This is a genomic window from Mycobacterium sp. IS-1556 (genome assembly GCF_001499985.1).
Classification (GTDB): Bacteria; Actinomycetota; Actinomycetes; order Mycobacteriales; family Mycobacteriaceae; genus Mycobacterium.
Genome location: NZ_LQIM01000006.1, coordinates 113,166 through 126,380, shown reverse-complemented (window position 1 = coordinate 126,380; position 13,215 = coordinate 113,166). Strand labels below are relative to the sequence as shown.

13 protein-coding genes are annotated in these 13,215 nt (G+C 66.4%); 3 read left to right on the top strand and 10 right to left on the bottom strand.

Annotation, left to right across the window (positions count from 1 at the left end):
* Positions 1-82: 82 nt before the first annotated feature.
* From AU187_RS06725 to AU187_RS06710, 4 genes are read right to left on the bottom strand one after another with little or no spacing between them, the layout of a single operon-like run.
* Positions 83-1,048 carry an NADPH:quinone oxidoreductase family protein gene (locus AU187_RS06725; RefSeq protein WP_059166404.1) on the bottom strand — a complete coding sequence of 322 codons (966 nt, stop codon included), beginning with the start codon at positions 1,046-1,048 and terminating at the stop codon, positions 83-85.
* A complete protein-coding gene (locus AU187_RS06720; protein WP_059102106.1) occupies positions 1,045-2,037 on the bottom strand; it encodes a phosphotransferase family protein in 993 nt (330 codons plus the stop codon). The genes AU187_RS06725 and AU187_RS06720 overlap by 4 nt, the downstream gene beginning before the upstream one ends.
* Positions 2,038-2,069: 32 nt before the next feature.
* A complete protein-coding gene (locus tag AU187_RS06715; protein ID WP_059166403.1) occupies positions 2,070-3,371 on the bottom strand; it encodes an acyl-CoA dehydrogenase family protein in 1,302 nt (433 codons plus the stop codon).
* 34 nt (positions 3,372-3,405) lie between these two features.
* Complete coding sequence (locus AU187_RS06710) at positions 3,406-4,065, bottom strand: TetR/AcrR family transcriptional regulator (RefSeq protein ID WP_172800178.1); 660 nt, start codon at positions 4,063-4,065, stop codon at positions 3,406-3,408.
* A gap of 181 nt (positions 4,066-4,246) precedes the next feature.
* On the opposite strand from AU187_RS06710, the gene AU187_RS06705 reads away from it, so the two are divergent.
* Positions 4,247-4,696: a VOC family protein gene (locus tag AU187_RS06705; protein ID WP_059166402.1), complete on the top strand. Its 450-nt coding sequence runs from the start codon at positions 4,247-4,249 to the stop codon at positions 4,694-4,696.
* On the opposite strand, the gene AU187_RS06700 is transcribed toward AU187_RS06705, so the two are convergent.
* From AU187_RS06700 to AU187_RS06690, 3 genes are read right to left on the bottom strand one after another with little or no spacing between them, the layout of a single operon-like run.
* Positions 4,648-5,616, bottom strand: coding sequence for a TIGR03564 family F420-dependent LLM class oxidoreductase (locus AU187_RS06700; protein ID WP_059166401.1), 969 nt, complete (start codon positions 5,614-5,616; stop codon positions 4,648-4,650). The two genes, AU187_RS06705 and AU187_RS06700, sit on opposite strands and share 49 nt — an antisense overlap.
* 12 nt (positions 5,617-5,628) lie before the next feature.
* Entirely contained in the window at positions 5,629-6,372 is a 744-nt protein-coding gene (locus AU187_RS06695) for a hypothetical protein (protein ID WP_059166400.1), read from the bottom strand.
* Between the two features lie 12 nt (positions 6,373-6,384).
* Positions 6,385-7,305 (bottom strand): NAD-dependent epimerase/dehydratase family protein, encoded by a 921-nt coding sequence (locus tag AU187_RS06690; protein ID WP_502687742.1) that lies wholly within the window; start codon positions 7,303-7,305, stop codon positions 6,385-6,387.
* 45 nt (positions 7,306-7,350) lie between these two features.
* On the opposite strand from AU187_RS06690, the gene AU187_RS06685 reads away from it, so the two are divergent.
* Positions 7,351-8,529 carry an acyl-CoA dehydrogenase family protein gene (locus tag AU187_RS06685; protein ID WP_059166398.1) on the top strand — a complete coding sequence of 393 codons (1,179 nt, stop codon included), beginning with the start codon at positions 7,351-7,353 and terminating at the stop codon, positions 8,527-8,529.
* A 95-nt stretch (positions 8,530-8,624) separates the two neighbouring features.
* Positions 8,625-9,371: an alpha/beta fold hydrolase gene (locus tag AU187_RS06680; protein WP_059102104.1), complete on the top strand. Its 747-nt coding sequence runs from the start codon at positions 8,625-8,627 to the stop codon at positions 9,369-9,371.
* A 69-nt stretch (positions 9,372-9,440) separates the two neighbouring features.
* On the opposite strand, the gene AU187_RS06675 is transcribed toward AU187_RS06680, so the two are convergent.
* The 3 genes from AU187_RS06675 to AU187_RS06665 are packed head-to-tail and all read right to left on the bottom strand — an operon-like array spanning position 9,441 to position 13,153.
* Complete coding sequence (locus AU187_RS06675) at positions 9,441-11,144, bottom strand: VWA domain-containing protein (protein WP_082684035.1); 1,704 nt, start codon at positions 11,142-11,144, stop codon at positions 9,441-9,443.
* Positions 11,141-11,989 carry a CbbQ/NirQ/NorQ/GpvN family protein gene (locus AU187_RS06670; protein ID WP_059101968.1) on the bottom strand — a complete coding sequence of 283 codons (849 nt, stop codon included), beginning with the start codon at positions 11,987-11,989 and terminating at the stop codon, positions 11,141-11,143. The genes AU187_RS06675 and AU187_RS06670 overlap by 4 nt, the downstream gene beginning before the upstream one ends.
* Positions 11,990-13,153 (bottom strand): spirocyclase AveC family protein, encoded by a 1,164-nt coding sequence (locus AU187_RS06665; RefSeq protein WP_059101967.1) that lies wholly within the window; start codon positions 13,151-13,153, stop codon positions 11,990-11,992.
* Positions 13,154-13,215: the final 62 nt, after the last annotated feature.

Genomic DNA, 13,215 nt, shown 5'->3' with positions numbered 1-13,215 from the left:
ACACGATCTCGGCGGCATGGGGAGTCGGCATAACCCAGTCTAACAACTCGACCGGAATTAATGACTCAGGACACTAGCCCGCTCAGGCGAGGTCGATGACCACCTTGCCGACCGCACGTCCGTCGGCGACGTGACGCAGCGCCTCGACCGTCTGCTCGAGCGGGTAGACCGCGCCGATATGCGGGCGGATGCGGCCGCTGACCAGAAGTTCGCGTAACTCCGATTCGTTGCGGGCGAACTCGTCGGGCGCGACGTCGTGGAACTGAAAGCCCAATACCTGCACGCCCTTCATCAACACCAGGTTCAGCGGGATGCGGGGGATGGCGCCGGAAGCGAACCCCACCGTGACGAATCGCCCGCCACGGCGCAGCGACCGCAGCGCGGGTTCGGAAAGCTCACCGCCAACCGGGTCGACGACGGCGTGCGCGCCGTCGGGAAGGGCGTCGCGTAGCGCGTCTCTCAGGGCGTCGGCGCGGTGATTGACGACGTGACGGGCGCCGTAACCCGCAGCCACCGCCAGCTTTTCGGCCGTCGATGCGACGGCGGTGACCGAGGCGCCCAGCGCGACGCCGAGTTGCACGGCGGCCAACCCGACGCCGCCGCCAGCACCGAGCACGATCAACTCGTCGCCGCGCTGGATCCGGGCCATCGAGCGCAGCGTGTGGTACGCGGTGCGATACGCCACGCCGAACGCTGCCGCGGTGCGATCGTCGACACTGTCGGGAGTGTGCGCGAGGCCCGCGGCCGGTACGGCGACCTCCTCGGCGAACGCGCCGCAGAGGACGGCTCCGCTCACCCGGTCGCCGACTGCGAATTTATCGGCATTGTCGCCCAGTTCGACGATCTCACCGGCGAACTCGCTGCCCGGCACGAACGGGGGCGGCACGCTGATCTGGTACTCGTCGCCGATCAGCAACACGTCGGGAAAGTTCACCGCGGCGGCCCGGACGCGCACCCGGACCCGGCCTGCGCCGACCGCCGGTGACGGCTGATCCTGGATCTGCACCACGTCGGGCGGCCCGTACCGCGGGCAGACCGCGGCCCTCACCGGTAGTCGCTGGATTCGGCGAGATCGGCCGCCGAGCGCATCAACTCGACGATGATCGGCCCGTACGCCAGCAGCTTCTCGTTGTCACCGGCCCGCTGAAAACCCTGCTCCAGCACGATCGCGAGCTTCCACTTGGCCAGCACCAGATAGTAGTCGAGGTCGTCGACCTGGCGTCCGGACACCTTCGCGTAGTACTCGACAACCTCTGTGCGCGAGGGCATTGCGCGCATGTCGACGTAGCTCATCTCCGACTTCGTCGGAGCGGAAGTGTCCTCAGGCCAGCTCTGCACCATCCACCCGAGATCGAGTTTGGGGTCGCCGACGGTGCCCATCTCCCAGTCGACGATCGCGGCGAGTTGTGCCGGTGCGCCATGCCGGTACATGACATTCGCGAACTGGTAGTCGCCGTGCATCAGGCCGGGAATGAAGTCCAGCGGGCGACGCGCGCGCAACCATTCCGTCGCAACATCGAGGCCGTCGATCTCGCGGCCCTTGATGCGCTCGAAGAATGCGGTCCAGCGGTCCACTTGGCGTTCGTGAAAGCCGTCCGGACGGCCGAGATCGTGCAACCCCTTGGCTTTCCAGTCGACTTTGGAGAGCAGGGCGATGCCCTCGGCCAGTTGGTAGGACAGTCCGGCACGCGCCTCGGGGTCGGAGTCGAACGGCTCCGGCCACCGCCGATCCTCGAGCTCCATCGGCGACCAGCCGTCGACGAAACCCATCAGGTAGAACGGCCGGCCCAGCACGTCGGCGTCCGGGCACACCGCGACGGCCGGTGTGTGTGGAACGTCGGTGCCGTCGAGCGCCTCGATGATGCGCCACTCACGCAAAATGCCTTTGTCCCGATCCGGAGGCGCCTCGGGCGGAGGCATTCTCAACACGCAGCGGTGCTCGCCACGGCGCAGCTCGTAAATGACGTTCTGCGTGCCCCCCGACAGGAACCGGGTCTGAAGCGGTTCGCCCTTCCCGGGCAGCGCGGCCTCGTCCATCCAATCGGCCAGGCGGACAACGTCGACGCCGCTCACAGGTTGCCCACCTCGTTCTCGAGGTACTCGGCGAATTTGGCCAGGGCCTGTTCGCGTTTGGCGGGTATCCACTCCGTCGGCCACGTGTCTGCGTTCGGCCGATAGTCGCGCAGCACCTGCTTGGCCACCGTTGCCTTGTGTACCTCGGTCGGCCCGTCGGCCAGTCCCATCACGGCGGCGCCGGTGACCATCCCGAGGAACGGCATCTCATTGCTGACACCGAGCGCGCCGTGCACCTGCATTGCGCGCCAGGCGATGTCGTGCAGCACGGTCGGCATCACGACCTTGACGGCGGCGATGTCCTTACGGACTTTCTTGTAGTCGTTGTACTTGTCGATCTCCCACGCGGTGTAGAGCACCATCAGCCGGAACTGCAACAATTGCGCGTACGAGTCGGCGATGTAACCCTGGACGAACTGTTTCTCCGACAGTCGGCTGCCCTGCGTCTCGCGGCTCAACGCGCGCTCGCACATCATGTCCAATGCCTTGCGCGACAGCCCGATCGTGCGCATCGCGTGGTGGATCCGGCCGCCGCCGAGGCGGGTCTGGGCGATGACGAACGCTTGGCCTTCGCCGCCGAGCAGCGCCTCGCCGGGCACTCGCACGTTGTCGTAGTGGATCAGCGCATGCGAGCCTTCGTCTTCGCGCTCGCCGTGCAGTCCGACATTGCGGACGATGTTGACCCCGGGTGTGTCCGTCGGCACCAGGAACATCGACATGCCCTGATACGCGCTCACCTCGGGGTTGGTCACCACCATGACGATCAGGAACGACGCGGTCCTGGCGTTGGAGGAGAAGAACTTCCAGCCGTTGATCACCCAGTCGTCGCCATCGCGCACCGCGGTGGTCTGGAACAGGGTCGGATCGGCGCCGGCATGCGGCTCGGTCATCGAGTAGCACGAGAAGATCTCGCCCTCGAGCAACGGGCGCAGGTACCGCTCCTTCTGCGCGTCGGTGCCGTAGTGGGCGATGATCTCGGCGTTGCCGGTGTCGGGAGCCTGGCAGCCGAACACGATCGGCGCCCATTGCGAGCGACCGAGAATCTCGTTGAGCAGCGCGAGCTTGAGTTGTCCGTAGCCCTGGCCGCCGAGTTCCGGGCCCAGATGGGTGGCCCACAGCCCGCGGCGGCGGACCTCCTCCTTGAGCGGATCGATCACCCTGCGGCGGTTGGCGTTCAGCGGTACGAACTGCTGATCCGGGAACGCCAGATCGAGCGGTTCGACCTCCTCGCGGACGAACTCATCGGCCCAGTCGAGCACCTTCTGATACTCGGGATCGGTTTCGAAATCCCACGCCATGGGGTCTCCCTTCGCTTGAGGTGAACGATCGGCGTCAGCGTGCAGCTCTAACGTTGAATCCGGCGACCAGCGCGGCGATGTCCTCGCCCACGACCTCTGCGAACGATCTCTCGCCGAAACTCCCTCCGGCCCAGTGCCGCACGCCCTCGCTGACGTGCATACCGGCCAGCCGGGAGAGGTGGCCGACGTCGACGCGGGCTGCCAGCTTGCCGTCGCGTTGGGCGCGGGCGAACAAGTCGCCGAACATGTCCGCGTCGGCGGTGTCGTCGTCCGCCTCGCCGGCGAGGATCCGGTGCTCGTGCCGATAGCCCTCGAGGATGGTCTCGATGATCAGCTCGCGCGGATTGCGCGCCATCGACCGTTCGAGGCTCCGCAGCGCCTCCCGAATGACGGCCTCGACGTCGTAGTCGCCACGCAGCATTGACCGGATCTTCTGTTGTGCCGCGCGCGTCGACAGCAACCCGACCTCGAAGAGGATGTCCTCCTTGGCCGGGAAGTAGAAGTAGAACAACGCCCTCGACACGCCCGCGGCCCGGCAGATGTCGGCGACCGTCGTCTTGGCGTACCCGTTGGTGCGCCACAGCGCCATGGCCGCCTGCACGAGCGCGCGTTTGGTCTCATGCGACCTGGCGCGTTGATACGACGCCCGGCGTTGACCACCGTTAACGGCTTCGGCCGCGCTGCTCCCCGCCATGACGGCACAGTATCAGGCGGATTGAGCCTTGCAAATAGTTGACGCGTGCCTAACTATTTACCCCAAGCCACTCATCCGGGAAATCGCATCCAGGGCTGTTTCGGCTCGACGACCACAGCCATGGCCGCAATATTGAGCGGTCGACGGCGCCGGGTCATCAGCGCTATCGAAGGGACTTCAGATGCCGAATTCGCTGCACCACGTCGTCATGCGGAGCCATTCCGCTCAGACGCTGACCGCATTCCTGACCGACGTGGTCGGAATGACGGTCCAATTCCAGATGCACGTACCGGGTGAGGTGCTCGAGCAGACGCTGGGATGGCCGCCGACGGACGGGGCCGGCGTGACGATGCTGGGCGGTGGCGACGCCGGCTTACTCGAGGTGCTCGACGTTCCCGAGCACCTACGTGCGCTGGTGCCCGAAGGTCTTGCGGCGCTGTCCTTCATGACCGACGACTTCGGTGACACCCGCGAGAAGGCCAGCGCCTTCGCCAGCGACGTGACCATGCTCGACACCGGCGTGCCGGGCGTCGACCTGTTCTTCTGCACCATGGGCGGGGTGCCTATGGAATTCATGGGAAGCTATGCGCCGGACGCGAACTCGGCTCCCAGCGAGGCGACGAACTCCTGAGTCCGTGTGCGGGATACACGCCGTTCCTCGGCGTCTTGACCCAGCGGAACGATTCTCGCCGCTAGGTCGGTGACGCCGGCGTCGCGATAGCGGCGCAAGCGGGACGCGATCGTCGCTTCGTCTCCGGCGGCCATGGTGTCGCCGACGTCCTCGGCGTCGCCGTGTTCGAGCAGGCGGACGTAGTTGGGGGAGAAGTCGGCGTGCCCGAGCACCTCGCTGGCGTACGCGCGGGCGTCGTCGACCTCGCCCGCTGAGCACAGCGCGACGGGAACGCCTGCGACCACGCGGATTCCGTTACGCCCGGCGTCCGCAGCGGCGTTGGTGATGCTCGGCACGACGTAGTCGCCGATCGCACGCTCGTCGGCCATCCACAGAATCGTTCCGCCGGTACGCTCGCCGGCGATGCGCAGCATCGTGGGCCCGAGAGCGGCCACCAGCACCGGCACCTCGAACGCATCGCTGACATCGATCGGGCTGTGCACGTGGTACGAATCATTGTCGATGGCGACCGCGCCGGGACCGCCGAAGGCGGCGGCGAGCACGTCGAGGTAGTCGCGTACCAGTCGTGCGGGACGGTCGTAGGGCAGGCCGAGTTGGTCGGTGATGATCCAGTGGTGCGACGGCCCGAGGCCAAGGGTGAAGCGGCCTTCGCACGCGATCTGGGTGGTCAGCGCCTGCTGGGCCATGATGAGCGGATGGCGGGTCTGAATGGGCACCACCGCGGTGCCGATCTCGATGCGGTCGGTGACGTGGCCGAGCAGCGCCACGGCCGTCATCGCGTCGAGGTAGCCGGGCACCTGCGGCATCCAGAACGACGCGAAACCCTGGCTCTCCGCGGTCTTTCCGTCCTCGAGCACGCCGCTCAAGCGGTCGGCGCGCGGACGTTCCTTGTCCGAGCCGACCATCAATCCGAAGCGCATCGCGACCTCCGCTCACGGCGCATAGCGGCCCCATTCGTGAGGGACGACGGGATAGAACGGCGCGGCGAAGAGCGGTTCGACGCCGGCGTCGCTCCACCGCTTGTCGAGCACCGGTATCAGTTTTTCCGCGGTGACGACCGGGTCGTCGTCGAGGAAACAGTACGAGATCATCTGGCCCGCCTGCGCACTCGCCAATCGCGCGTCGACGGGCAGCGAGGTCGCCGACCACACCCCCGCGACACCGTCGACGTCGACGAGACCCGTTGGTGCCGAAGCGGCCGATTCCAGCACCAGGTATGCGCCGCGCACCGGCCACCATGGCAGGACGTCGGCACCGACCTTGACGCGCGGCGCAGCGGCCTTCTGCCCGACGTCGTAGACGCCGCGTTCGACCGGCGGCAGCAGCGGCAGTTTGCGCCCCGCGTCGCCGAGCGCCTTCGACAGGGCCAGAAACCGTTCCATCCCACCGGGATCGGTGAAGAAGTAGGTCATCACGTGATCGATCTCGTCGTAAGAGCCATGGCTGTACGCCCGCGCCGAGCGGCACTCCGGCGTCGACACCAGCCGCAGCGACGCCCGAACCTGGGCGAGCCGGTGCTGTTCGGGTCGGTGGTCGAGCGTGTGCCAGCGCAAATAGTCGGCGTCGGCTCCGTCGGGATGCCGCCTGGCCATCGACACGAACAACGTGCTGATGTCACCGCGGCCTTCGGCGAGGACGTCGGGCACCTCGTCGGACGGTGTGCCGGGTAACTGCATCGGCTGTTCCCTTCAGCTCGAGCCAGGGCGAAGGAGTTCCGGACGTCGTGCCTCGATCATCCGCCGGAAGCCCCCGCGCCAGGGCACTTTCGTCGATCCCAGCACCTCATGCATGTAGGTGACGTCGGGCCACAGCGGGGTGTGCGCGTCGGGGGTGTAGTCGAACCTCGGTTCCACGCCTACCAGTTCGCCCATGTAGGCGCAGTACTCCTCGACGCTGACGGTCTCACTGCCCGCCCAGTTGACCACGATCGGCGGGGTGTCGGCGACCTCCATGGCACGGATGCCGAGTTCGACGTAGTCGTCCTCGTAGATGGGGTTGTAGTTGTTCGGCTTGTCCGGGTACAACCGAATCGACTTGCCGGCCAACATCATTTCCAGCCGGTCGGCGGGTGCGCCGCCTTCGGGGCCATAGGTGGAGCAGATGCGGATGATGGTCAGCGGTATGCCGTATTGCTTGGCGATCCATGTGCATACCGCCTCTGCGGCGATCTTGGAGAAGCTGTAGTTCGCGCGCAGCGGTACGCCCGGGGGATCGGATTCCCGCAGGGGACGCTGCCCCTGGTAGCCGTAGACCGAACCGGTCGAACAGAAGACGAAGCCCCTCACGGCGCGACAGTGATACAGCAGATCGCCGGACTTCTGCGCGTTTGTGTCGACGCATCGTGGCCAGTCGCCCTGGCCCGTGTCGACCGCGGCGTGAAAGACGTAGGTGAAATCGTCGGGCAGCGCGGAGAAATCTCCGGTGCTCATGTCGAGTGCGACCGGAGTGATGCCGGCCGCGGTGAGCTTCTCGCGGTCGCCCGGGTTCCTCAACCGGGCCGCGCCCCACACTTCGTTGCGCTGCGCGAGAGCGCGCGCGATGGGAAACGCGATCTTGCCGGTCGCGCCGGTGATGAGAATCTTCTCCGCGTCGAGCATCCCTTCAGTCATAGCGCACCGGACCGCAAATGTTAAGTACTTGATATCCTCGGTTGCGTGCAGCTCACGTTTGACGCCGACGTCGAGGCCTTCCGCGCGGAGTTCATCGCGTTCCTCGACGAGCACCTGCCCGCCGAGGCGGAGGCGGCCGCCGAACGGTCGCGGTCGACGTCGCACGTCCCGGCGTGGGCCCGCCGATGGCAGCAGGTGCAGTTCGACCACGGCTGGCTGCTACCCGGCAACCCGCCGGAGTTCGGCGGTCGTAATGCGGGGATCTTGCAGCAGTTCGTCCATCGCGAGGAACTCTCGCGACGGCGGATCTATCACGCGTTCAACCCGCAGGGCGTTGGGATCATCGCCGCATCGCTGCTGTCGTTCGGCACCGACGAACAGAAGCAGCGGTGGGCGGTGCCGATCCTGCGCGCGGAGATGACCGCCTCGCTGGGAATGAGCGAACCCGGCGCGGGTTCCGACCTGGCGGGTCTGGCCACCCGCGCGACGGTCGACGACGACGGCTTCGTCGTCAACGGCCAGAAGGTGTGGACCTCGGGCGCCCACGACGCCGATGTCATCCTCGCGTTCGTGCGCACCGATCCGGATGCGCCGAAGCACAAGGGAATCAGTGCACTGCTGATACCGACCGACACTCCCGGTGTGACGTGTCGGCCGTTCGCGTCGGTGCACGACCGTGAGAGCTTGGATTTCAACGAGGTGTTCTTCACCGACGTGCGGGTGCCGGCCGAGAACCTGGTCGGCCCGTTGCACGAGGGGTGGCGCGTCGCCAATGGGTCATTGGGTCACGAGCGCACGATGATGTGGATGTCGTTCGCCAACCGGCTGAACCAGCTCCTCGAGGACTTCCGTCCGGTTGGGGCGGTGAACCGCGACCGGTACGCGACCATCGCGATGGACTACCAGGCGCTGAGGTTGCTCGGGTCCAAAGCGCTGGGGCAGGCCGCGCGCGGCGAGCGCGACATTCCCGCCGTTTCGGTGTTGAAGGTGTTGGGTTCAGAGGCCGAGCAGAACGCGATGAGGCATGCGCTCGAGGCGGCGGGTGCCGACGGGCTGACCGATCCCGCGCTGACCGCCCCGGACAACCCCTACGCGCCAGATCTTTTCACCGCGAGCTGGTTCGCCCGTTACGTCAGCACGTACGCGGGCACGATCGCCGGCGGCACGTCGGAGATCCAGCGCAACATCATCGCCCAGCGCGTTCTCGGTCTGCCGGCGCGCTGAGCGGAGCTTCGATTGTGAATCTGACGACGCTCGAGAGGCGATTTGCGTCGCCAGATTCACAATTGATCGTCGGATGACATGCGAGGATGGTGACCGTGACTGTGGTTCTGGTGCATGGCAATCCGGAGACCGACGCGGTCTGGGGGCCGCTCGTCGAAGCGCTCGGACGGCGGGATGTGGTGCGGTTGTCGCCGCCGGGATTCGGCGCCCCGTTGCCCAGCGCCTTCTCGGCAACGTTTTCCGCCTACCGCGACTGGCTCATCGACGAGCTGCGAACAATCAACGGGCCGGTCGAACTCGTCGGACACGACTGGGGCGGATGTCATGTGGTGAACGCCGTGATGCAGCAACCCGATCTCGTCCGTAGCTGGGCCAGCGACACCGTCGGCTTGTTCGACCCGGAATATGTATGGCACGACATGGCGCAGGTGTTCCAGACTTCCGAGGCAGGCGAGCAGGTGGTCGAGGCGATGATCGTGTCTTCGGTGGAGGATCGGGCGCAACAACTGACCGATTTCGGCATACCCGCTGACGTCGCGAAATCGTTCGCCGCAGAGCAGGGTCCCGAGATGGCCAAGGCGATCCTGGCGTTATACCGCTCGGCACGTCAGCCGGCCCTGGCCGATGCGGGGCGGGCACTCGAGAATGCCGCCGCCCGCCCAGGACTGTCGCTGTTGGCCACCGAGGATCCCTACGTCGGATCCGACGAGATGCGCCGCCGCGCCGCCGGTCGAGCGGGCGCGCGGACCGAGGTGCTCGACGGGCTGGGACATTGGTGGATGGTGGAGGACCCGGCCCGCGGGGCAGCTGCGTTGAATCGGTTCTGGAGCTCGCTGGACTAGCCGCCGGGTGCACGGTCCAGGTACGAAAAAGCGCCGAAAACGGACGTGGAGCGTGCGTTCGGCGCCGAACTACACCCGCGCTGGTTTCGGCGCGGCAAGTTCCGCGAGCGCCGACATGAACAACTCGTCCATCTGCGGGCTCAGCTCGGCCAGGGTCGCGGCGCTGGCGAAGCTGGCGGAACCGAAGACGCGTTCGAGCACATCGGTTTCGGTGGAAGTACCCAGCGACAGGCACAGGCAGGCAACGCCCTCGGTTCGCAATTCTTCGAGGGCCTTGTGGGCGTCGGCTTCCGCGTAACGACCTTCGTAGCCGTCGTCGTAGGGAAAGCCGTCCGACAGCACGAGCAGCAGCCGGTTCGGCGTGCCGGCCTCGTTCTTGAGAACCTCGCCCGCCCCGCGGATTCCGGCGCCGAGGCGGGTGTAGCTCGCCGGCTCGAGCTGGTTGAGGCGGGCCCGGCCGACGGCGCCGAAACTCTGGTCGAACGTCTTGATGGCGGGCAAGTGCACGGCGTGGCGGCCCTGTGAACGGAACGCGTAGACGGCGACGCGGTCACCGAGTTCTTCGAGGGTGACGGCCAGGGTGGCGGCCGCCCGTCGCTGGTGGTCGTGCACCGCGAGGCCCTCCGGATCGGCGTCGACGGCGGACCCGGAGGCGTCGATCAGGATGAGCACGCCGAGGTTGCGTGCGAGTTTGCGCCGCTCCAGGTAGACGTGCTCGGGCGAGGAGAAGCCGGATTGCAGATCGACGAAAAGATCGATGAGCGCCTCGATGTCGAGGTCGTCTCCATCGGCGCGGCCGCGAAGAACCTTCGGGCCGAGTCCGACGCGGGCCAGGCGCCGACGCAGCACGTCGTCGTGCGCGACCCCGGCGTCGGAGACGTCGGCGGAGACGGTCAGCGGAAAGTCGATGACGCGGCACCAGTCGGGCTTGTAGCGGTCGTTGAAGACGTCCCACTCCGGATACAGCGCGCCGCCCACGCCTAAGGCAGCGCCCGGCTTGCCATCGTCGGTGAACTGGATCCGGGTGGGCAGGGGTCGGGCATTCGGTCCGATCTCCTGCACCCGCCGGATGGAGCGAACCGTCATCTCGGCGCCCGCGGCGGACTCGCTGTCGGAACGCTTACCGCCGAACATCTTTCGGAAGTAGTCCGACACCGCTTGGTTGTTGAACAGTGGAGTCTGAAACAGTTTGAGGATCTTGCTCTCGTCAGAGGGCCCGTCGTCGTCGTCGTCTTCGTCGTCGTCCTCCGACTCCGGCATGTCGATGGGGTCGAACTGCAGTTGCAGGTCCTTGTTGGTGGCATGCCCGCCGGGGCCAGCTGAAGATCCCAACAGGCGCGACGGTTTGATGACGCCGAACCACTCCGGTGGGTCGGCAACTTCGGCGCGGCTCTTGGCCACTTCGAGTGACTCGTCGGCGGTCGCAGTGCTGGGTTCGCCGTCGGGGAGGAGCGCGCCATCGAGCGGAATCTGTCGGGCGAGTTCGGTGAGAACCCGGCGGCCCTCGAGTTCCAGGTAGCGGCGCGCCACCGTAGCCCGCGCCCGCAATCCCTTCACCAATCGTGGATCAAGGCTGCCCGCGCCGAGAAGGGCGGCCTGAACCAGCATTTCGCGGCGCTGCCCCTCGACCGAACCGCCGGCGGAGACGAAGATGAACTGTCCGTTCGTGTGCGCAGGCTGGCCCGCCGGCGCCTCGGTGACGTCGATAGACCGGCCGGCGATGTAGGTGGCGAGGAATCGGAACCGGTCGGGGTTGTCCGAAATGGCGGTCACGTCCGAGGTTGAATGTCGCCGCCGCTGCGGCTCCGAGGCAGAACAGAATTGACGAGTTCATCGAGGGCACGGATGACGTCGTGGTCGTCGGACAGCACCTCGACGACAGCCGCGTGGACGGCGCTGCGCAGGTTGAGCCCCTCTGCCGCGAGGCCGCCGGCGAGAATCAGCATGCGGGTGGAGGCTACTTCGCGCAGCGGTGAGCCATCCAGGGTTCGGATGGCGTAGGCAAGTTTGACCAACGCCCGCGCGGTCTCGGTGTCGACCCCGGCTTCATACGCCACCACCTCCGTCTCGACCTCGGGGGACGGGTAGCCGAGTTCGATGGCGATGAACCGCTGGCGGGTCGACTCCTTGAGGTTCTTCAGAACGCTCTGGTATCCGGGGTTGTAGGAGATCACCAGCTGGAATCCGGGCGCCGCCTGCAGCGTCGTGCCGAGCCGGTCGACGGGGAGCTCACGGCGGTGATCGGCGAGCGGATGGATGACCACGGTGGTGTCCTGGCGCGCCTCGACCACCTCGTCCAGATAGAAGATGGCGCCCTCGCGCACGGCGCGGGTCAACGGCCCGTCCACCCAGACCGTCTCACCGCCCTTCAACAGGAATCGGCCGACCAGGTCCGCCGACGTCATGTCCTCGTGACCGGCAACGGTGATCAGATCCCGGCCCAGCGCATGTGCCATCGCCTCCACGAATCGTGTTTTCCCGCAACCGGTAGGGCCCTTCAACAGCACCGGCAACCCTCGGCGGGCCGCCGCGCGGAAGACCTCCACCTCGTCGCCGACCGGACGGTAGAACGGTGCGTTCGAAACGGGGGTGACGACCGCGGATGTGCTGTTGTGCATTTACTCTCCTCGCTCGAGCGGAACGTTCTCGGGGAGCTCCACGCCCTCAGGGAGGACGAGTTCACCTTCGTGGTTGATGTACCCGGAATTCGTCAGCGGCATCGGCAACGCCGGGTCGGGGCACGGCCGATCGGTGTCTTCACCGCAGATGCCCATCAGGAAGTACGAACGCTTCAGGATGTCCTCCGGCCAGGGATCCTGGTGCATGGCGAAGAACTGTGCCGGAATGTTGTAGAACACGAAGAAGAAGGCGCTGCAGGCGGCGAAGATCGCCAGGAAGCGGGTGAGCTGCTGCCGGACGAAACCCCCTCGCACGCGGTCGAGTCCCCGCTCGACGAACGTGCGGCCACGGTCGTCGGTGAAGTAGCGCAAGCAGCAGAGGCCCGCCTGGACACCGCCCCACATGAGCCCCTCATAGAGCGGCCACTGGTAGTAGGTGCCGGCATTGACCGACAGCGCCTGAATGGCGCCGGGATAGGTGAACAGCCCCATCGGCATGAGGAACAGACCCTCGATGACGAAGTCGAAGACGAAGGTCCAGGCGATCACCACGCCGATCAGGCCCAATGTATTCATGTTGGGGAACCGCTTCTTGGCCAGGCGCATGACCCAGCAGCCGAGCATGGTGCACAGCAGGACGAAGAAGTAGCCCGGGGCGTTCATCAGGATGGGCTCGGCCATCATGGCGCCCGGTTCCCCGTACGACACCCAACCCGGAATGTCCTGGACCCAGGAGCCCATGTTCCACATCCAGGTGTTGTAGGTGCTCCACGTGTTGAAGTAGTTCAACAGCGGGTCTTGGAACCACAGCAGGCCGCAGGACACGAACAACATGCCGTCGAGGGTGATCCGCCGCTCCCGACGCCACGGCCGAATGAGGAACCACCAGATGGCAATTGGCATGCCGATCACGATCACGGCGGTCCAGGTGAACAAAATCGCCTTCATGAACGTCGGCGGATCGGTCGGCCCCGCGGGGACCCGTTCGAAGTGGGGCCCGGTCACCCATTTGCCCCACACGAACAGCTGGAAGGCGAGAATCAGGCCGCCGACGGTGGCCCAGATCTTCACCGCAGGGATCTTCGATTGAGGCTGCGTGGCAAGCGCCGCCTGGCTCAACGATTCGGTGAGAACGGGCGTGTTCTTGCTTGAAAGATCGCTCACCGCACCGTCTCCTCTGCATCTGTCGCTCGCATGGACCTCAGCGCTCCTCCCGGCAGTGGCTG